The organism is Chryseobacterium sp., assembly GCF_022712095.1.
In the GTDB taxonomy this organism is placed as follows: domain Bacteria; phylum Bacteroidota; class Bacteroidia; order Flavobacteriales; family Weeksellaceae; genus Chryseobacterium.
This window is the reverse complement of record NZ_JALAHD010000103.1, coordinates 1-18553: the sequence shown is the minus strand read 5'-3', so window position 1 is coordinate 18553 and position 18553 is coordinate 1. Positions and strand designations below refer to the sequence as shown.

Annotated in this window: 25 protein-coding genes; 20 read left to right on the top strand and 5 right to left on the bottom strand. The window is 35.9% G+C overall.

Going from position 1 to position 18553, the window contains the following annotated elements:
• A partial coding sequence (locus Q0A18_RS05235) for a helix-turn-helix domain-containing protein (protein WP_292009121.1) occupies nucleotides 1–515 on the bottom strand: 515 nt, incomplete at its 3' end.
• Between the two features lie 418 nt (nucleotides 516–933).
• Here Q0A18_RS05235 and Q0A18_RS05230 point away from each other — a divergent pair.
• The 18 genes from Q0A18_RS05230 (at nucleotide 934) to Q0A18_RS05145 (ending at nucleotide 12864) form a co-directional block, all read left to right on the top strand.
• The gene (locus Q0A18_RS05230) at nucleotides 934–1227 is read left to right on the top strand and encodes a GIY-YIG nuclease family protein (RefSeq protein ID WP_292009120.1); all 294 of its coding nucleotides are present in this window, start codon (nucleotides 934–936) and stop codon (nucleotides 1225–1227) included.
• Nucleotides 1228–1481: 254 nt separating this feature from the next.
• On the top strand, nucleotides 1482–2465 hold the full coding sequence (locus Q0A18_RS05225; protein ID WP_292009119.1) for an L-histidine N(alpha)-methyltransferase: 984 nt from the start codon (nucleotides 1482–1484) through the stop codon (nucleotides 2463–2465).
• A gap of 173 nt (nucleotides 2466–2638) precedes the next feature.
• Nucleotides 2639–3811: an ergothioneine biosynthesis protein EgtB gene (egtB, locus tag Q0A18_RS05220; protein WP_292009118.1), complete on the top strand. Its 1173-nt coding sequence runs from the start codon at nucleotides 2639–2641 to the stop codon at nucleotides 3809–3811.
• Nucleotides 3812–3821: 10 nt separating this feature from the next.
• Complete coding sequence (locus Q0A18_RS05215) at nucleotides 3822–4742, top strand: ABC transporter ATP-binding protein (RefSeq protein ID WP_292009117.1); 921 nt, start codon at nucleotides 3822–3824, stop codon at nucleotides 4740–4742.
• On the top strand, nucleotides 4739–6295 hold the full coding sequence (locus Q0A18_RS05210; protein WP_292009116.1) for an ABC transporter permease/substrate-binding protein: 1557 nt from the start codon (nucleotides 4739–4741) through the stop codon (nucleotides 6293–6295). The genes Q0A18_RS05215 and Q0A18_RS05210 overlap by 4 nt, the downstream gene beginning before the upstream one ends.
• A 62-nt stretch (nucleotides 6296–6357) precedes the next feature.
• Complete coding sequence (gene glsA, locus Q0A18_RS05205; protein WP_292009122.1) at nucleotides 6358–7371, top strand: glutaminase A; 1014 nt, start codon at nucleotides 6358–6360, stop codon at nucleotides 7369–7371.
• 34 nt (nucleotides 7372–7405) lie between these two features.
• Nucleotides 7406–7954 carry a hypothetical protein gene (locus Q0A18_RS05200; RefSeq protein ID WP_292009115.1) on the top strand — a complete coding sequence of 183 codons (549 nt, stop codon included), beginning with the start codon at nucleotides 7406–7408 and terminating at the stop codon, nucleotides 7952–7954.
• 346 nt (nucleotides 7955–8300) lie between these two features.
• Nucleotides 8301–8516 (top strand): RebB family R body protein, encoded by a 216-nt coding sequence (locus Q0A18_RS05195; RefSeq protein ID WP_047400697.1) that lies wholly within the window; start codon nucleotides 8301–8303, stop codon nucleotides 8514–8516.
• Nucleotides 8517–8534: 18 nt separating this feature from the next.
• On the top strand, nucleotides 8535–9038 hold the full coding sequence (locus Q0A18_RS05190) for a hypothetical protein (RefSeq protein ID WP_292009114.1): 504 nt from the start codon (nucleotides 8535–8537) through the stop codon (nucleotides 9036–9038).
• A 41-nt stretch (nucleotides 9039–9079) separates the two neighbouring features.
• Entirely contained in the window at nucleotides 9080–9274 is a 195-nt protein-coding gene (locus Q0A18_RS05185) for a hypothetical protein (RefSeq protein WP_292009113.1), read from the top strand.
• Nucleotides 9258–10073, top strand: coding sequence for a hypothetical protein (locus Q0A18_RS05180; RefSeq protein ID WP_292009112.1), 816 nt, complete (start codon nucleotides 9258–9260; stop codon nucleotides 10071–10073). The genes Q0A18_RS05185 and Q0A18_RS05180 overlap by 17 nt, the downstream gene beginning before the upstream one ends.
• A 12-nt stretch (nucleotides 10074–10085) precedes the next feature.
• Nucleotides 10086–10454 carry a hypothetical protein gene (locus Q0A18_RS05175; protein ID WP_292009111.1) on the top strand — a complete coding sequence of 123 codons (369 nt, stop codon included), beginning with the start codon at nucleotides 10086–10088 and terminating at the stop codon, nucleotides 10452–10454.
• Nucleotides 10455–10475: 21 nt separating this feature from the next.
• The gene (locus tag Q0A18_RS05170; RefSeq protein WP_292009110.1) at nucleotides 10476–10721 is read left to right on the top strand and encodes a RebB family R body protein; all 246 of its coding nucleotides are present in this window, start codon (nucleotides 10476–10478) and stop codon (nucleotides 10719–10721) included.
• Nucleotides 10722–10908: 187 nt separating this feature from the next.
• Entirely contained in the window at nucleotides 10909–11175 is a 267-nt protein-coding gene (locus tag Q0A18_RS05165; RefSeq protein WP_292009109.1) for a RebB family R body protein, read from the top strand.
• 96 nt (nucleotides 11176–11271) lie between these two features.
• Entirely contained in the window at nucleotides 11272–11538 is a 267-nt protein-coding gene (locus Q0A18_RS05160; protein WP_292009108.1) for a RebB family R body protein, read from the top strand.
• Between the two features lie 113 nt (nucleotides 11539–11651).
• The gene (locus Q0A18_RS05155; RefSeq protein ID WP_292009107.1) at nucleotides 11652–11882 is read left to right on the top strand and encodes a RebB family R body protein; all 231 of its coding nucleotides are present in this window, start codon (nucleotides 11652–11654) and stop codon (nucleotides 11880–11882) included.
• A gap of 76 nt (nucleotides 11883–11958) precedes the next feature.
• Nucleotides 11959–12225, top strand: coding sequence for a RebB family R body protein (locus tag Q0A18_RS05150; RefSeq protein WP_292009106.1), 267 nt, complete (start codon nucleotides 11959–11961; stop codon nucleotides 12223–12225).
• Nucleotides 12226–12333: 108 nt separating this feature from the next.
• The gene (locus Q0A18_RS05145) at nucleotides 12334–12864 is read left to right on the top strand and encodes a hypothetical protein (protein ID WP_292009105.1); all 531 of its coding nucleotides are present in this window, start codon (nucleotides 12334–12336) and stop codon (nucleotides 12862–12864) included.
• Between the two features lies 1 nt (nucleotide 12865).
• Here the strand turns inward: Q0A18_RS05145 and Q0A18_RS05140 are convergent, their stop codons facing one another.
• The 3 genes from Q0A18_RS05140 to Q0A18_RS05130 all read right to left on the bottom strand — a co-directional run bounded on the left by Q0A18_RS05140 (nucleotide 12866) and on the right by Q0A18_RS05130 (nucleotide 15157).
• The gene (locus tag Q0A18_RS05140) at nucleotides 12866–13537 is read right to left on the bottom strand and encodes a response regulator transcription factor (RefSeq protein ID WP_292009104.1); all 672 of its coding nucleotides are present in this window, start codon (nucleotides 13535–13537) and stop codon (nucleotides 12866–12868) included.
• Nucleotides 13534–14292: an ATP-binding protein gene (locus Q0A18_RS05135; protein WP_292009103.1), complete on the bottom strand. Its 759-nt coding sequence runs from the start codon at nucleotides 14290–14292 to the stop codon at nucleotides 13534–13536. Before Q0A18_RS05135 ends, Q0A18_RS05140 begins: the two co-directional genes overlap by 4 nt.
• Before the next feature lie 478 nt (nucleotides 14293–14770).
• Nucleotides 14771–15157 (bottom strand): transcriptional repressor, encoded by a 387-nt coding sequence (locus Q0A18_RS05130; RefSeq protein WP_292009102.1) that lies wholly within the window; start codon nucleotides 15155–15157, stop codon nucleotides 14771–14773.
• Nucleotides 15158–15250: 93 nt separating this feature from the next.
• On the opposite strand from Q0A18_RS05130, the gene Q0A18_RS05125 reads away from it, so the two are divergent.
• Complete coding sequence (locus Q0A18_RS05125) at nucleotides 15251–15589, top strand: MerC domain-containing protein (RefSeq protein WP_292009101.1); 339 nt, start codon at nucleotides 15251–15253, stop codon at nucleotides 15587–15589.
• A gap of 107 nt (nucleotides 15590–15696) precedes the next feature.
• On the top strand, nucleotides 15697–17103 hold the full coding sequence (locus Q0A18_RS05120; protein WP_292009100.1) for an alkaline phosphatase: 1407 nt from the start codon (nucleotides 15697–15699) through the stop codon (nucleotides 17101–17103).
• A 284-nt stretch (nucleotides 17104–17387) separates the two neighbouring features.
• Here Q0A18_RS05120 and Q0A18_RS05115 read toward each other — a convergent pair whose 3' ends face one another.
• Nucleotides 17388–18437, bottom strand: a complete 1050-nt coding sequence (locus Q0A18_RS05115) for a hypothetical protein (RefSeq protein ID WP_292009099.1) — start codon at nucleotides 18435–18437, stop codon at nucleotides 17388–17390.
• Nucleotides 18438–18553 lie beyond the last annotated feature (116 nt).

Here is an 18553-nt window from a genome sequence, read left to right as displayed (position 1 = left end):
TAATAAGTGTCTTGAGCTCCTAAATATCCCGGATGATAAGTTTCAATTTCTCCATGAGCCTTTTTCTCTTCCTTAGCCCTTTCCAGTGCTGAAAGTTGGGATTCAGTAAGGACTAGACCATCTTGAGCAGATTTGGCTTCCAGGGTTTTTAATCTTAGTTTAAACGTATGTAGATCGTGTCTTAACCAAATACTTCTGACTCCACCTGGTGATACAATGAAACCTTTCTTTTTAAGTTCATTACTTACTCTAAGCTGCCCCAAAGCAGGGTTTTCAATAGCTATATCAACAACTGCCTTTTCAATGACTTCATCTACACGATTCTTTAATACTGGCTTTCTTCTGGAGATTTCCTGTAATGCTAATTCACCTCCTTGCTCATACAGTTCTTTGAATCGATAAAAACTGTCTCGGGAATAACCCATTACTTTACAAGCCTTGGATACATTTCCTAAATGTTGTGCTAATTCAAGTACGCCTAACTTGTTTTTGATGATCTTTTGTTGTGTTGTCATAATACTTAATCTGTTTTAAAGTTATTTAATTTGATTATAACTGTCAGATTAAGTATTGACTAATTCATTTTATTCCTTTAGATTTTCGATATCACCTCTCGATACACTCCACTTCGTTCCGCACTCGAGGAGACGCGGTATGTTCTTCGCTAGTGTTCATTAATAAATATCCCAGTAAATTAATTTTCCGTCAGGTCGAGTGTTTTTCGAAATGCAAAGTAGAAAAATGTATCGAGACCTAGTTGTTTTATTGCTTATGTTTTTTGATCTCGCCTCTCGATACATTCCACTTCGTTCCATACTCGAGGAGACGGCATAATATGTTTTGCAATAGTAGTGTAATAAAGAAAAAGATAAAATGTATTAATTTGTTTAATTGAAAAATGAATTATAATAAATATTTTTCATATTTTTAGATGTGCAGGTTTCATTTGTGTATATATTGCTATGTTCGGATAATACTTTTTATACAGGTATTACACATAATGTGTATAAACGTTTTGATGAACATCAGGATGGGAAACATTTTGGTTCTTATACTTTTACCAGACGTCCGGTTGAATTGGTTTTTTTCTGCCAGTTTATGGATATTGAACAGGCTATAAGCTTTGAGAAAAAAATAAAGAAATGGTCTCATGCTAAAAAACAGGCGCTTATAGACGGGAGGTATGAAGACTTACCTAATTTAGCTAAGAAAAACTTTAAACGATGAAGTAATTTTATTTTCCTTAGGTTTTTAATCTCACCTCTCGATATACTCTACTTCGTTCCGCACTCGAGGTGACGCCTTGTTTTCTTCACAGGTAATTTATTAATGAAAGACCCAATAAACTGATTCTTATATCAGGTGTGTGTCATTCTAAAAATTAGAAATGTCTATATTTAAGTAGAAAAAATGAGATAGAATTCAATGTTGAAGCGGCAAGATAATTGTTGCTAACTTATTAACCACACAAATTAAAACATATGGATTTAAAGTTACAGACACCTTCCAGTGTAGGAAATACTCATATTGATAATTTTCGTTCTGATGTTCTGGAAGGTTTACAAAGTTATCCCAAAAAGTTGTCCTCAAAATATTTTTATGATAGAGTAGGTGATCGGCTTTTTCAGAAAATTATGCATATGCCGGACTACTATCTTACCCGCTGTGAATTGGATATATTCAAAAATAAAACAGCAGAGTTGGCGCAATTGATCATACCTGAAAATGAACCTTTTGACCTAATCGAACTAGGAGCAGGTGACGCATTAAAATCTACTTATTTACTTAAGTATCTTGTTAAGTATAAGCATGAATTTACCTATATGCCTATTGATATCTCGGGAAATATTCTTTCTGTATTAAAAGAAAAATTGAATAATCAGTTACCTGATCTGAGTGTAACGACTTTGGAAGGTGATTATTTTGAAATGCTTCGGAAGGCGGCTTCCTTGTCTGACAGAAAGAAAGTCATATTGTTCTTGGGTAGTAATATAGGGAATATGTCAATAGAAGAAGCTCAACTTTTTTGTTCACATTTAAACCGGAATCTGAATTCGGGAGACAGGCTGTTGATTGGTTTTGATTTAAAGAAAAACCCTCATACAATACTTAATGCTTATAACGATGAGGAAGGAATTACAGCTGCTTTTAATCTTAATCTTTTAGATCTCATTAATAGGGATTTGAACGGAAGCTTTAATCTCAAACAATTCCAGCACTATCAGACCTATGATCCCATAACCGGAGCCTGTAGAAGTTTTCTAATAAGCCTTCAAAAGCAAGATGTAATAATTGGAAATACAACAATAACATTCGAAGAAAATGAATGGATTGATATGGAAATTTCACAGAAGTTTTCTCCAGAGGAAATCAGAGAACTTAGCCGTAAGTCAGATTTTAAAATGATCGGAGAAATTAGAGATTCCAAAAACTGGTTTATCGACTCTGTATGGGAAACAAAATAATATAAATCAATATCAGAATAGATTCAAGCTAGATGAATTCAGGATACAACATCAAGAAGAACCAAAACAAACAAAAATCTGATCCTATCCTCATACTTCCCGGATCTTCATAATTAGTCTAATCTAAGAGGAAAAATAATAAATACTACGATCACACACCTAAAAATAAAAATATGATACCAGAAATAATTACCCCAAATCTCATCGGAAAGTACCTCCAGATCCGAAGCCGTTCAGAAAAGATCTGTGCTCCCTTAGAAATAGAAGACTATGTTGTACAGCCGCTTGTAGACGTAAGTCCTCCGAAATGGCATCTGGGCCATACCACCTGGTTTTTAGAAACATTCGTATTACTCCCCAATTTTCCAGGTTATCAGGTTTTTGATCGACAATATAATTTTGTATTCAACAGTTATTATGAAACTATCGGGGCAAGAGTGATCCGTACTGATAGGGGAAACCTCAGCCGTCCTTCGGTTTCAGATGTTTATGAATACCGTAAATATGTAGATAAACACATGAAAGTTTTTCTGGAAAGTGAATTTATGACAGAAGCTATTAAACCGTTACTTGAATTAGGATTGAATCATGAGCAGCAGCATCAGGAACTTTTAATGATGGACATTAAATACATTTTAGGTCACAATCCTCTTTTTCCGGCTTATACAAAAGAAAAAAAATCTAAGAAACTGTTTTCCGCAAATGCAGAAATGATGTGCTTCTCCGAAGGAATTTACGAAATAGGTTTTGAAGGTGAAGGATTCTGTTTCGACAATGAACTCAGTAGGCATAAAGTATATCTTACAGATTTTGAAATAGCAAATCATCTGGTGACGAATCAGGAATATCTGGAATTCATGGAAGCGGGAGGCTATACTGATTTTAAACACTGGCATGCCGAAGGCTGGGACTGGGTAAAAGAAAATCAGGCAAAAGCTCCTTTGTATTGGCATTATATAGAAGGGAAATGGGTGAATTATACTCTGCACGGATTACAGGAAGTGGATCCGAATGAAGCGGTTTGTCATATCAACTTTTATGAAGCCTCCGCTTATGCTTCATGGAAAGGAATGCGTTTACCTACTGAAGAGGAATGGGAGGTGGCATCCCGGGATTTTAATTGGGGAGATCGTTGGGAATGGACCAACTCGGCTTATTTGCCTTATCCCCATTTTAAAAAAGAAGCAGGAGCGGTAGGAGAATACAATGGTAAATTTATGGTGAATCAAATGGTATTGCGCGGAGCTTCTGAAGTGACACCTCCCGGCCACAGCAGGAATACCTATCGTAATTTTTTTCAGGCCTATTTAAAATGGCAGTTTACAGGAATAAGACTGGCCCGATAATTTGTGTGCTATGATTACAGTTGATTCAGTTTCGAAAAGCTTTAACGGAAAAAAGGCAGTAGACAGTATTTCTTTTCATGCACGTGATCAGGAAATATTAGTATTGCTGGGAACAAGCGGTTGTGGCAAAACCACTACCTTAAAAATGATTAACCGTCTTGTAGAATCTGATACCGGTGCCATTTTAATTGATGGTAAAGATGTCCGCAATCAGAAAGCAGAGGATCTTAGAATGGGAATAGGTTTCGTGATGCAGCATTCCGGATTATTTCCTCATTATACCATTCGGCAGAATATCGCTGTAGTTCCTGATTTGTTGAAATGGGATAAAAAAAAGACCCTCCAAAGAACAGAAGAACTTCTCAATAAACTTAATCTTTCAGAAGACCTGCTTTCCCGGTTTCCTCATGAATTAAGCGGCGGTCAGCAACAAAGGGTCGGTATTGCAAGGGCTTTGATAGCCAACACTCCTGTTTTATTGATGGATGAACCTTTCGGAGCATTGGATAATATTACCAAAGCGGATATTCATTCTGAATTTAAATCATTGGAAGAACTGAAAAATAAAACCATTATCCTCGTTACCCATGATGTGCAGGAAGCCTTTGAATTAGGTCATCGTATATGTCTGATGGATAAAGGAAAAATTATTCAGGCAGGAAGTCCCGAAGAAATGCTGTACTATCCTGAAAATGATTTTGTGAGTGATTTTTTTGCTAAAAACCGCCTTTTATTGGAATACAAAGTGGCAACCCTGAAAGATGTTAAAGCTTTTATAGGTACGGAAAATACCCATTATACATTTAATTTTCCTGAAAATATAAGCGTTTGGAGTGCCTTACAAATATTAAGTTCAGATCATAAGAATACAGTATACTATGAAATGCTGATTAAAGCATTTAATGAATACAGAAAAACAAAGATTATATGAAGCAAAGCCTCTGGCAGTTTGTCATAGAACAGCAGGAAAAATTACAGATCCAGGTGATGCAGCATCTTGGGCTGACCTTCTTATCTTTACTCATAGCTATAATTATTGGTGTTCCTGTCGGAGTACTTATTGCCCGTAAAAGAATACTTTCCGGCTCTGTTCTTGGAATTGCCGGTATTTTACAGACTATTCCAAGTATTGCCCTGTTAGGCTTTATGATTCCTGTTTTTGGGATTGGGGCTAAGCCTGCAATTATTGCATTACTGATCTATGCACTTTTACCTATTATCCGTAATACCTACACAGGAATAACCGGAGTAGACCCTTCGGTTACTGAGGCTGCCCAGGCAATGGGAATGAATAAAAAACAGCTTCTTTTTAAAGTAGAACTTCCGTTGGCAATGCCTGTAATCATGGCTGGAATAAGAACCGCTGCCGTAATTACTATAGGAGTGGCAACACTGGCTTCATTTGTAGCAGCAGGTGGTTTGGGGGAGTTTATCTTTGGAGGAATTTCTCTTAATAATACCAATATGATTCTGGCCGGTGCTATTCCCGCAGCATTACTGGCTGTTGTGCTTGATCAGGCAATTGCAGTAGTGCAAAGATTGGGGTATAATTTATTTCAAAAGCTTAAATATATAATTCCTGCTCTTTTGATTGTCATAGGGATCGGTTATATATGGTCTGTGGACTCTGATACTCAATTCAAGGCAGGATTTACTCCTGAGTTTATGGGAAGGCAGGATGGTGATCTTGGTCTCCGTTCTGTCTATGGGATAGACGCCCATCCGCTGGTTGTAAACGATGCCATTATGTATAAAGCGGCCTATGAAAAAAAACTGGACCTGATCAGTGGGTATTCCACAGATGGAAGAATCAAAGCCTTTGATCTGTATGTGCTGGAGGATGATAAAAAGATATTTCCTCCTTATTTTGCTGCACCGATTATCAAAACAAAAACGTTAGCCAGATTTCCCGGGCTGGAAGAAACACTGAACCTGCTAGCAGGAAAGTTTAATGATTCCATTATGACGGATCTGAATTATAAATCAGATTATCTTAATCAGACTCCTGAAAGAATAGCAAAGGATTTTTTAGTTAAAAATAAACTCTATAGAAACTCCAGGAAAGGAAATTCAAAAACGGTGAGAATAGGGTCAAAGATTTTTGGAGAACAATATATTCTGGCAGCTATGTATAAAATTTTAATTGAAGGATATACAGACTATAAAGTAGAAACAAAAACGGGACTTGGAGGAACAAAAATCTGTTTTGATGCCTTAACGAGTGATGCTATTGATTTCTATCCTGAGTATACAGGGACAGGACTTCTGGTATTGTTGAAACCTGCGGAAGAAACCATTAAAAAGGTAACCCAAAGCCCGGAGAAAACTTACCGATATGTAAATTCTGAATTTGAAAAACAGTTCGGGATCCAATGGCTGGAACCCTTAGGGTTTAATAATACCTATGCATTGATGATGCGGAGATCACAAGCTGAAGAATTCAGGATAAAAATGATATCGGATCTGAAAAAATATTATAAATAAGAAAATAGTTTATCTTTGTTTTTAGGTTTTATTACTACATTTTATTTGAAAATATTTAAATGATGAAAAAAAATAATATGGTCTGGTCTGCAAAAGGAATTTTTATTGCAGGATTCCTTTTCTTAAATACAGCGGTAAATGCCCAGAAAACAGCAGATCTTTCAACGATTTCTGAAAAAACTTTACATACTATCTTAGAAAAGAACAGAGCCTATTATAAACAGGGCAAAGTAGCCGATTATATTCCTGAGCTGGGCAAAGTGAATGCCGAATCTATTGCTTTTTCAGTAGTAGACAAAAATGGTAAAGTATTCAATACAGGAGATGTCAGTAAGAAATTTACCATGCAGAGTATTTCTAAAATAATTGCCTTAATGATTGCTGTAAATGAAAGGGGAGAGGCAGATATTTTTGATAAAATGGGATATTACGGATCCGATAAGCCTTTTAATCATTTTGCCAATCTTGAAACAATGGGTAAGCCGCTTAATCCGATGATGAATGCCGGAGCGATTCTTACTACTTCTTTAATTTCAGGAGAAGGTGAAAAACCATTTCTTAAGATTCTGGATATGGTAAGGTATATCACCAAAAATCCCACGATAGAATACAGCAAATCGGTTTATGAATCCGAAAAGTCTACCGGACATCGTAACCGTGGAATGTTTTACCTAATGAAAAATAACGGCTTGATTTCAGGAAATGAAGATCAGCTGGATAACTATTTCAGACAATGCTCTATTGAACTCACGGCTGAAGATTTAGCTAAAATAGGCTATTTTTTTGCCAATCAATGTGTTCGTTTTGATGGTGATACTACCTATAAAAATGCTGAAATGGCGAGATTGATAGAATCCCAGATGCTTACAGCCGGAATGTATGAGTTTAGTGGAGAATATTCCAGAACTGTAGGTTTACCAAGTAAATCCGGTGTAGGAGGAGGAATTGTGGTAAGTGTTCCCGGGAAAATAGGAATTGGAGTTTTCAGCCCTTCTTTAGACCGGCATGGAAACTCATTGGCAGGATATCATATGATCCTGGATTTGGTAAAACAATATGATCTGAGCATTTTTTAAAATACTATCTTCGCACATTCTTAATAAATTAATGATGAAGAAAATACTATTGCTGGCTTCAGCACTTTTAATATTGAATTCCTGTGTAGTCTCTACTGCAACAAAAGTGGTGAAAGGAGCTGTAAATGTAAGTTATAAGGCGGTAAAGGGAACCGTCAAAGGAATCAGCTGGGCTGTAAGCAAAGCCAAAGGGAAAATTGATGAAGACCGCTTAGACGGTACCTGGAAAGTAGTAGGTGTTTATAAAGGTTCTTTTGAAGATTTTTCCAAAGATCAAATCCCGGAAAGCTCTTTTACTTCAGATTGTGCTGATGGAAGTTTTGACCAGATTATTTTTAAGACTAAAAAATCCAGATTTAAGCCCGTACATTGCAGCTCAGACAAAGAAGACTGGATAAAATATTCTATGGAGTTCGGAAAAAATCCTGTCACTAAAGAAAAGGAAAATTATATTGAGTATAATTCCAATAATTATATTTCTGTGATCGATATCAATAATAAAACTATGGTCCTCGAAGGCAATCTGATGCCTAAGCTGGCATTTTCGGGTGCCAAGCTGTATCTGCTGGAAAAAGTAAAATAACATAAAAAAACAATCAGTAAAAAGCTGCAAATTTTGCGGCTTTCATTATTTATAATCCCTATATGAAGTCCTCTAATACTATAGATCAGGGACAACTACTGTTGATAACAGCTCTTTAATATATATCCCTATTAATACTCAGAATATCTAAACAGTTTTTAAATAGCTTGCCAACTATTAGGGGCAGTTGGGCTGATTATCATTTCACACTTGAGAGATTACCCTTACTTTTGAAAAATCAGTTTTTTCCCCGACTGTTAAGTTGTCCGGGTTTAAGAAATTTGTTGAAGACAAAGGGAAAAGAAATCCCTTAGTAAAAACGAAACTAACCATTTAAACCAAAAATATGGCAGATACAGTAAACAACCAGACTACAGATGCGGTAACGCAGACTAATGTAACAGTGTTGGGAGAATCTCCGGCACAGGCCATGAGCATGCTTTATCAAATGGCTACTCATGCCAGTGGAATATCCATTCAGAATTCAGTGACGAACCAGCAGAATCTTAATCAGCTCAACCCTGCGATTGTTGCAGATGCTATTAAAATTTTAAAAGGCTAATTCTAAAATGTTAAAAAAATGGATACCAGCACGAATGCAAATACAGCAGCTACCACCACAGCTGTTAAGCCTACCACCCCGGCAGAAAAATCAGCGGCCTTTGTGAATGAGGCGGTACTCTCTCCTCCAGCTACTTCTCCTATGACCGGTGCTTCCGCAATCATGAAAGATCAGGCAACAGGAATGATGGTTCAGGATTTACAGTCTTTTTTAAAAGGATTCGAACAGTTAGGGCTCATTGCGATAAGCAGGCTGGCTAACAATATTCTGACCTACGGAACATATCATCATAAACCATCTCTTTTCGGAGAAGAAAGCGGGAGTGAAGATACAGTACTGGACAAAGCTGCCACGGATGGAAATGAAGTAATAAGGGATCTGTTTAAAATTGTGAGTGACTATGCTGAAGTTAAGTCCAAAATCTCTTCAGGAGTTCCTACAGGTAACGAAAAAACCGGTCAATCAGAGAATGAAGCTCCTGCTAATGAACCTTTGGCGGATCCTGAAAAAAAAAACGACTGATAGTATCTGATCAAGAAGAAAACCCTCTAAAAGATGATCCCGTGGAAAAAGATATTTATACTGTACCAAAATCAGCGGGAACTACTGTACTTAAAACGATAAAACTAACGGAACCTATCGTAAAACCTATCATTGAAACATCTGATCTTCCCTCAGAAGTAGAAAAGCCCGCATCTAATGTAATAACCCGATTATTTAATCAACTTAAAAATATAACCTATGAGCTATTTAAATGAACTTAAACCTGCTAAAGTTTTAAATCTGAGATCTTTGCAGGAACTGAATGAAAGTTTTTTTCTTCAGAGAAGTAGTGATACCAATTATTTCAGTATGAAAAAACCGGAAAATAATTTAGGACGGATCGTATTTGGCTTGCAAACGGCTGACATTAATATCAATCCTACAGTCAGGTTTGTAAATTGTATCAATAAGAATAAGAGGTATATTTCTTATCAGTCATTCGTAATTGAGCCTAAAGATAAAGCTACAGGAATTACAGTAGTAATGATTAAACTAGATGATGCTAAAAATTTTTTCTGTAATGTAAGGATACTTCCTTTGAACACCTTAAATAGTATTGCTGATCCTGAGGCAGATTCTAAGCTTCTTACTGTTAATTTAGAAAAAGCTGAAAGCATTTTAAAAGTTGATATTACCATTACCCCTTCCAATACAGGAGAAGCTATGTATGCTACCCATGATATAGATGTCAGTAGCCTTGCAGATCTCATTACTTCACAAAATAGTATAATTGATCTCAAAAGAGAACTGGAATTTGAGGGGTCAAAGCTTATTGCTCACTATTGCCAGGAAATTCTGGATATTGTAGTCAATGAAAATACATTAAATCCCACTTTACCTGTATTATTTTCAGAAGACTATGTTTTGCAGCTTCCCTTGGATGAACTGAAAGAACTGGTTACTGCTATTATAATAACCGGAAATATTTCTACGGAGATTGTAGGAAGTAATGTTATTCAGAATATAAATACGGATTGGACGGCAGCAAGTGCTTTCATTGGTTATATGATCTAAATTATTCTCATTATGGATACCGGCCAACAATTATATCTTCCTGCTCCCGATGAGGAAGAAGAAAAAAAACTACAGGAAAAACAGAGCGATATTCCGTCATTTATTCTTAGTCATGAAGATGAGATCATTCAGTATATCAAAGATAAGGCGACCAGGGAAACTCTAAAATCTCTTGCCCCCTTACTGGAAAAGCTGGAAGAAGCCGTAAAACAGCAGCAGGTGAATAATTCTGCATCTGTAATAAATCCGTCGGCTATCAATTATGAAGAACAGCTGAAACATATGCATGATGTTTCTAAAGAAAAAATAAAAGCAAAGGAACTTAAGATAGCAGAAAAATTAATTAAGATACAATCAAGAATCACCAATATCAACCGATAATCATCTTAAAAACTATATCTCATGGAAAATAACAATTACGAAATAAATACGGAAGTAGTAGCAGTGTCCGCTGCCGTATCTACAGGCATCTCTTTGCAGGCTAATGCACATTCAACAGGATTAATGTTCGAACAGTCTGTACTGACCCAGCAGAAAGATTTTCAACTTTCAATGGGAAATTCAATGATGAGTGCTAAAAAACTGGTGGCTAAAAAAATAAGATATAAGGAAATAGGAGCCCTAAGAAAAGGTCGTTTTGACAAATAATACATAAACAAATTACAAAATACCCAATCATGGATGCTGTTAAACCCTTCCCTAAAATAATATGATCTCATTGTATATATCACGTCAACAGCCAAGAACAGCATCCTGTTATTGGGGGAAAAAAACTTATTCAAAGATTCAGAAATAATTAATTAACCGAGACCCGTTCTCACAAAAACTAAAAATTATGGCACAAACAGTTAATTTACAGGTCACAGATGCAGTGACACAATCAAACGTCAAAGTGGTAGGAGAGGCTCCTGCTATGGCTTTGGGAAACGTCTACCAGGCAGCGGCCCATTCCACAGGAATCATGTTCGAAAATGCAGTGAATACACAGAACCAGCAGAATATTTTAGGGCAGGCTGCTACTACTCAAGGAATAATGCAGATTTACAGTATTGATACCATATCGGATGCTATTTCCATTGCCAAGATGCTGAGTGCATCTTAATAAAAGAATTATATCCATTTATTTAATAACCAGATTCCGGTTCAACCAGTCGGAAAGTCCGATTGTGTTTTTTAAACTTTTAAATTAAAGAAAATCATGGCAACAAATGTTAATGAACAGATCACAGACGCAGTGACTCAATCCAATGTAAAAGTGGTGGCAGAAGCACCTGCACTCGCTTTAGGAAATGTATATCAGTCAGCAGCCCATTCTACAGGACTGATGTTTGAAAATGCAGTGAATGCACAGAATCAGCAGAATATTTTAGGACAGGCAGCTACTACACAGGGAGTAATGCAGATTTACAGTATTGATACTGTTTCAGATGCGATTGCTATCGCTAAAATGCTAAGTGCTTCATAACAGAAGTGGAATTAAAACAATAACCACAGTCGGAAAATCCGGCTGTTTTTACTCTTAACTCAAATTAAAATAATCAGAATTATGGCAACAAATGTCAATGAACAGATCATGCAGTGACTCAATCCAATGTAAAAGTAGTAGGAGAAGCTCCTGCAATGGCTTTAGGTAATGTTTATCAGTCAGCAGCCCATTCTACGGGAATTATGTTCGAAAATGCAGTGAATGCACAGAACCAGCAGAACATTTTAGGAAAGGCGGCTACTACGCAGGGAATTATGCAGATCTATAGCCTGGATACCATAGCAGATGCTATTTCTATTGCTAAAATGCTGAGTGCATCCTAAATAAACCTTTCTTTTTTACATACAATCCCCAACGTATTATTAACCGGGATGATGAATCCCACAAAAAATTAAAATCATGTCACAAACAGTTAATCAACAGATCACAGATGCTGTTACCCAATCTAATGTAAAAGTGGTAGCAGAAGCACCTGCAATGGCTTTAGGGAATGTTTATCAGGCGGCAGCCCATTCTACCGGGCTGATGTTTGAAAACGCAGTGAACGCGCAGAACCAACAGAATATTTTAGGACAGGCGGCCACTACACAGGGAGTTATGCAGATTTATAGCATAGATACCGTGTCAGACGCTATTGCTATTGCCAAAATGCTAAGCGCTTCATAAAATATATTTTGTTTTTAAAATTTTGAGAATCGGGGAGTTTCTGTTACGGATTCTCCCTGATTTTTTAGATGAATTATGATTTGATCAATCGATTTTAAAACTTATCTTATGAATAAATATTATGCTCTATTACAAAATATAAATTTTATTCCCCGGTCAATACGCTCTATATGGGCATCGGCAGGAATCAGAATTAATGATCGTTTTCATACCTATGAATTTACAGAAGAAATAGGTCGTGTTACGACAGGTTTTAATGCACTTGGAATGTATACTTATCTGATGAACTGTCCCATAGGTCTTACTGTACCCGGAGCAGTTCTTGGGGGAAGAGGCAGTATTTTCGGAAGAAGAATTAATGACGGAAGAGCCAATGCAGCGATTTTGGGTCCCGTACATACAACAAATAATGACAGAACCCTTGAAATAATAAATACTACTTTTAGGGAGCATTTATTACATTCAGGAAGCGTAACGATGAGGATGTACGAAAGAGATGGCTTTGCTTATATCCATCTCTTAGGTATAGGAAACGGAAACTTTGCCCGGATGAATGAGATTTTCGGTAAACTACTTTTCCGTTGGATGCTAAGGCGGAATATAAGAGAGTTTAGAAGGGTACAGGAGGCAGAAGAATAATTTATTTATCGAATAGCACAATCTCATTCACATCCACAATCTCATTCTGTACTGCGTAAATAATCAATCCTGCTGTATTTTTTACACTGGTCTTAATAATCAGATTGGTTTTATGGGTTTCCACAGTTTTAGGTGATATGAAAAGTTTGTCTGCTATTTCTTTGGTGCTTAGTTGCTGGCATAGTAATTTAAGGACATCAACTTCTCTTTCCGTAAGATCATCTTTTGACTGTGAATGAAATTGAGGAAGTTTATTAGATAACTGTCCTCTCATTACCTCTATTTGTTCATTGGAAAAATAATGCCCGTTATAATATACAGAATCAATTATGCTAGGGAGTTCATCCAGTTCTACTTCTTTAGGGAGGAAAGCATGGGCTCCCATTTTGAGCATTTGACCCATAAATGAACGTCTGTAAAAGCCCGAAAGAACAATGACTTTTACAAGGCTATCATTTTGAGACAAAGTATTCATTACTTCTATTCCGTCACCATTTGCCATCTTCAGATCCAGTAAAAGGATATCAATAGACTCTGGATTCTGTTCAGAAAGAAATGTATACCCGTTTTTTGAAGTGAATGCCACTTCATAATTTTCATGGCTATTGATGTGATTTTTTAATAGTTGTACGAATAATGAATCATCATCGACGATACCGATCTTAATTTTCATAGTTTTTGTTTTGATTTGGCAGATGTGCAGATAATATATTTTGTTCCTTTTGCCGGGTTGGTTTTTAGCTTATAAACAGCGCGGATCTGACGGATTCTTGACTGTATATTTTGTATACCGATTCCACGGTAACTTCCGTTTGAAGAGAACCCGCATCCATTATCTTCTACTATAAGAATGACATATTTTAAAGATATTCTTAATAATATATTGATGCTAGTGGCATTGGCATGCTTTAAAATATTAGTGATAAGTTCCTGAACAATTCTGAATAGGTTAAGTTTGACTTCACTGCTGAGATTGGATTCTTTTAAGCCATAGTGCAGGTAAATGATTTCTATACTCCTGTTAACCTGTTCCAGATAATCACCAATAAGGTCTGCAAGTTCAATCTCCATCAGGTCCGGAGGAGTGAGGTTATGAGATAATTCCCTTATAAGCTGCATGGATTTTTTTAGATCTGTATTAATTTCGTGACTGCTTTTTATATCTGTATTGAGACGGATGAGATTAAGACGGGATAATATATTGTCATGAAGCTCTTCTGCCAGACGTTCCCTTTCTTTTTCCTGCAGGAAAAAAGCTTCTTCCAGACATCCGGTTTGAGCATTTCGAACCAATTGAATTATTTTATGTTTGTTCTTTTTTATATTTTCCTGGTGGTGTATTACCAATATAATTATGCATAAAGTAATTAGAAACAGGATGCTGAGTCCTGCCCATATCCATCCGATTACTGAATTCTGATTTTCCACTGTGACATCCCAGGTAGTTATTAGTTAAAAAGCTTATTTAAAATCAGAATTTAAAGAAAGTAAAAAGACTAAGTGGATTGTGTTTATCCCTATATGAGCATTTCGTAAACTTAAATTTTTTCTGCTTCTTTTTAACTACCCAAGTTACTATATCAATTTTCATAATATTATATATTTTGTAATGATAATTAATTTTTGTTGAAATTTACGAAAATATATTATCGAATGTATGGTAAATGTAATGGATTTTTATATTTTGATGAATTATAGGGTGGTTGGCAGGTAGATAAATTAAATACCTGGAAAAAGATTAAAGAGTGAATCAGCAGAGTTATTTTCAGAAGAGCCTTATTATTTCAGCTCAATAAATTATTGTATTTCGGTATAAGTTTCTTTATGCAGGTCATTTCGTTTTATAGTTCTCTTTTTAATGTGAAATGAGAGAACTTGGATGGGAACAATAAAAGAAGTCAGCTTACTAGCCAGCTAAACATTTTGGGCAGATTCCGCTTACAACAAAATTATAACTTTTAGCCAGAAAGTTTTCTGGTAAGTTAATCTCGGGAACTATATTTTCTATACAGGTTACGGAATGACATTCTTCACAGTTAAAATGTAAATGATTATGATTATGGTTGCTTTCCCTGCATTGCCGGCATTTAGCATAATTAATCACACCATCTACATTTACAATTCTGTGGATTTTACCTTCCTGCTCAAGACGCTCTAATACACGGTAAATGGTAACACGATTACATAAGGTTCCTATTTTCTCCTGAATAGCTGTATGGGAAAGTGCTGTTTCTGAGTTGTTGATGAGGTTCAGAATCTCTGTTTTAGCGTGGGTATTTCGGGTTTGTTTCATTTTTACTGCAATTAAGTTGCATTAGTTGTGGTTTCTGTTTACTTTTGCAACAAAGTTACAATAAGAAAATTAAAATCAATTATCATCGCGCTTATGAAATCAAAAATTCTTGATGCAGTTGGAATCTCTGCTGCTGTTTTATGTCTTATTCACTGTATTGTTTTCCCTTTATTAATGATCATTCCTTTTGGAATATCGCACAATCCTTATATAGACCTGACTTTTCTTCTCATTGGAATTATTGTGGTCTATAGAGTTACTAAACATATTACTGACGGATGGTTAAAATTTTTATTCTGGATTTCTGTTTTTATGATAGGAATTTCTATACTCATAGACTTTCTATGTGAAATTCATCTTCCCTTACTTTATTTAGGAGCAATAGGATTAATTACAGGACATCTTATTAATTTCAAGAATCACAGGCACTAAATAATTCGTATCCTAAGAAATGTTTTTATATTCATAATTATTTAATAAAATATGATTTAAAATGATAAGTATAAATAATATATTGTGCCCTTAAAATTTGAATTTATATGGACAGACGTAAATTTCTGAAAGGTTCCGCATTGTTATCCGGTCTTTTTACAATTAATCCTGTGGATTTTCTGGCTAATGATAAAAGGCAGTTTTCTAAAAATGGGAAAAAAGCTAAGAACATTATTTTTATGATCAGTGATGGAATGAGTTCAGGCACCTTAGCCATAGCCAATCTATATTCACAAAATGTGCTGGGAAGGAATAGTAACTGGATGAATCTTTACCATGAGAATAAAGCTTCAAGAGCATTAGTGGATACTGCATCTGCCAGCTCTATCGTAACGGATTCGGCAGCGGCAAGTTCCTCGTTTGGAAGTGGATTCAGGGTTAGAAACGGAGTGTTGAATGTAGGAATAAATGGGGAAAGGTATCTTCCTATATGGCAGAAATTTAAGAAAGCAGGTAAAAAGGCGGGGTGTGTAACAACAGTAACCATTACTCACGCAACACCGGCAGGTTTTTGTATCAATTCTGAAAAAAGAAGTGCTGAATCTGAAATTGCAGAGATGTATGCAGAAATTGGGTTTGATGTAATGATGGGAGGTGGCGACGAGTTCTTTAATCCGGCAAAAAGAAAAGATAAAAAAGATGTTTACAGAATATATCAGCAGAAAGGATATCAGATTCTTAAAGATCGGTCTGATCTCAAAAAACTGGAAAAAGGGAAAAAAGTTTTAGGTGTTTTTAATTCAGGGGCTTTACCTTATTCTATTGACAGAAAAAATATCCCGGAATTGCAAAAGACTCCGACACTTGCGGAGATGGCTCAGACAGCGATTGATCAGATGAAAGATCATAAAGAAGGATTTGTTCTCCAAATAGAAGGAGGAAAAGTGGATTGGTCGGCACATGCCAATGATATTGCAGCACTTATTCATGATCAGCTAGCGTTTGATGAAGCAATAAAAGTAGCGTTAGACTTTGCAGAAAAAGATGAAAATACTTTAGTGATCATCACAACAGATCATGGAAATGCTAATCCGGGAACGATGTACGGTACAAATGCTACCGATAATTTCAACAGTATTTCCCACTACAAATATACCAATGAGTACGTTCTGAATGCTATTCATTCAGATTTTAATCTTCAGCAGGTTAAAGGTTGGATCCGTGAAACTAATGGATTTAGTTTGGCTGATGAAGAAGCCAAGCACCTTTTGGACTTTTATACTGGTCTTGAAAAACAGGAAGACGGATTATATAATTATAAGAAACTGCCCTTTAAAATATATTCGGAAATTCAGAAGAAACATAATTCCGTAGGCTGGATCAGTATGGATCATACAGGAGATTATGCAGAGCTGGCAATATATGGGCCGGGGAATGAGCTTCTGAAACCATTTGTAAAGAATACGGATTTACATTACTTAATGCTCAAAGCAGCAGAAGTGGAAGTAAGTTGATTAAAGAAAAAGAAGAAATAGAATCAACAGGGTCTCGATACATTTTTCTCCATTACATTTCGAAAAGCACTCGACCTGACGGAGAATCAATTTACTGGGAATTTTATTAATAAATTACTAGTAAAAAAATAACGCGTCACCTCGAGTGCGAAACGGAGTGAAGCGTATCGAGAGGTGAGATTAAAAACTAAACATATTTTTTCATATAATAAAAAATGCCCTAAAAAGAGTCTGACTTTTTAGGGCATGTAAAAGGAAAATTTTTTTAGTTTATTTATGAATATTTAATCTTCATTAAATTCCAGAATAACCTGATCAAAGTCAGTACCTGCATTTCCTGAATCGTTTGTGCTAGTTCCATTTAAGTCATTCCACCTCCTTGCAGTATTTCGGTTAGTTGCTAATATATGGCAAGATCCTTCAGATCCTCCAGCATTGTTTGGTTCTCCTGAATTAAACCAGTTTTGAGGAGTAGAATTGGGAGAAGTATTCCAATCGATCACCCAGTCTTCTCCGGTAATCCATGTGAACTGAACAGGGTTTCCGGGATAAGCAACTTTATTATATCCAATCCAGATACTGTGATCAAAAGAATATCCAGATGGTGAAGCAGCCAGGATGTTGGAGTTTACCCAGGCTCGTTCATTATTACTGGTCATAGTAACAATATAGCCACCCACAGTTCTTGCAAAATCAAAAGTGTCATAAAAATTTTTGGCATTTCCAAATTGATAAGCACAATAAGTGTGACCATTACCAGCCCATTTTTTACATCCTCTTTCAGCCACTGATGTCCCATAAAAAGTTGCTGGCACTGTTCTTTGAGATGCTTTTTTAGGAGTATATCCCAATATAGAGGTACTGAATCCTGAGGAGCCTTGTGAAGTTGTATTTCCAGCTGTGAGTAAAGTAACTACCCATGTCGTACCTGTAGTATTTCCTGTATTTTTGATAGTCGCATAATATCCAGCAGGAATAGTGAGGCGATTTTGTCCGTTTGATACATTGGAGACATCAATAGTTTCTGTACCATTTGGTAATACAGTAAGATCGAAAGCTCCTCCGTTTCGTATTTCGTAGATTCTTCCTGCAAAATTTGTTGGAGCAGGTTGGGCAGCAGGTAAAGTCCATGTACCGGCAGCCGTTCCTCTAAAATCAAGATATTGATCTGTCGCTACTAGGTCATAAGTAGTAGCAGTCACATTTTTATATGGTGTTGCGAATGACCCCCTAACATCCAATGTACTTCCGGGATTGGCTGTTTGTATTCCAACTTGTGCGTTTGAGTTTAACCCAAACAAAATAATACTTAAAAGTAAAAGTCTATTTATCATATTAATAAGTTTTTTTTTCATTTATTGTATTGGTGAATATATGAAAAAAGTATGCCATAATTATAAAATTATTATGATTTAATAAGTATTGTGCTGATTATGTTTTTTCATAATTC

Excerpts from the sequence above, each read along its gene's own strand:
- Q0A18_RS05225 (WP_292009119.1), top strand. The coding sequence starts at position 1,482 with ATGGATTTAAAGTTACAGACACCTTCCAGTGTAGGAAATACTCATATT.
- egtB (WP_292009118.1), top strand. The coding sequence starts at position 2,639 with ATGATACCAGAAATAATTACCCCAAATCTCATCGGAAAGTACCTCCAG.
- Q0A18_RS05215 (WP_292009117.1), top strand. The coding sequence starts at position 3,822 with ATGATTACAGTTGATTCAGTTTCGAAAAGCTTTAACGGAAAAAAGGCA.
- Q0A18_RS05210 (WP_292009116.1), top strand. The coding sequence starts at position 4,739 with ATGAAGCAAAGCCTCTGGCAGTTTGTCATAGAACAGCAGGAAAAATTA.
- glsA (WP_292009122.1), top strand. The coding sequence starts at position 6,358 with ATGAAAAAAAATAATATGGTCTGGTCTGCAAAAGGAATTTTTATTGCA.
- Q0A18_RS05200 (WP_292009115.1), top strand. The coding sequence starts at position 7,406 with ATGAAGAAAATACTATTGCTGGCTTCAGCACTTTTAATATTGAATTCC.
- Q0A18_RS05195 (WP_047400697.1), top strand. The coding sequence starts at position 8,301 with ATGGCAGATACAGTAAACAACCAGACTACAGATGCGGTAACGCAGACT.
- Q0A18_RS05190 (WP_292009114.1), top strand. The coding sequence starts at position 8,535 with ATGGATACCAGCACGAATGCAAATACAGCAGCTACCACCACAGCTGTT.
- Q0A18_RS05180 (WP_292009112.1), top strand. The coding sequence starts at position 9,258 with ATGAGCTATTTAAATGAACTTAAACCTGCTAAAGTTTTAAATCTGAGA.
- Q0A18_RS05175 (WP_292009111.1), top strand. The coding sequence starts at position 10,086 with ATGGATACCGGCCAACAATTATATCTTCCTGCTCCCGATGAGGAAGAA.
- Q0A18_RS05170 (WP_292009110.1), top strand. The coding sequence starts at position 10,476 with ATGGAAAATAACAATTACGAAATAAATACGGAAGTAGTAGCAGTGTCC.
- Q0A18_RS05165 (WP_292009109.1), top strand. The coding sequence starts at position 10,909 with ATGGCACAAACAGTTAATTTACAGGTCACAGATGCAGTGACACAATCA.
- Q0A18_RS05160 (WP_292009108.1), top strand. The coding sequence starts at position 11,272 with ATGGCAACAAATGTTAATGAACAGATCACAGACGCAGTGACTCAATCC.
- Q0A18_RS05150 (WP_292009106.1), top strand. The coding sequence starts at position 11,959 with ATGTCACAAACAGTTAATCAACAGATCACAGATGCTGTTACCCAATCT.
- Q0A18_RS05145 (WP_292009105.1), top strand. The coding sequence starts at position 12,334 with ATGAATAAATATTATGCTCTATTACAAAATATAAATTTTATTCCCCGG.
- Q0A18_RS05140 (WP_292009104.1), bottom strand. The coding sequence starts at position 13,537 with ATGAAAATTAAGATCGGTATCGTCGATGATGATTCATTATTCGTACAA.
- Q0A18_RS05130 (WP_292009102.1), bottom strand. The coding sequence starts at position 15,157 with ATGAAACAAACCCGAAATACCCACGCTAAAACAGAGATTCTGAACCTC.
- Q0A18_RS05125 (WP_292009101.1), top strand. The coding sequence starts at position 15,251 with ATGAAATCAAAAATTCTTGATGCAGTTGGAATCTCTGCTGCTGTTTTA.
- Q0A18_RS05120 (WP_292009100.1), top strand. The coding sequence starts at position 15,697 with ATGGACAGACGTAAATTTCTGAAAGGTTCCGCATTGTTATCCGGTCTT.
- Q0A18_RS05115 (WP_292009099.1), bottom strand. The coding sequence starts at position 18,437 with ATGATAAATAGACTTTTACTTTTAAGTATTATTTTGTTTGGGTTAAAC.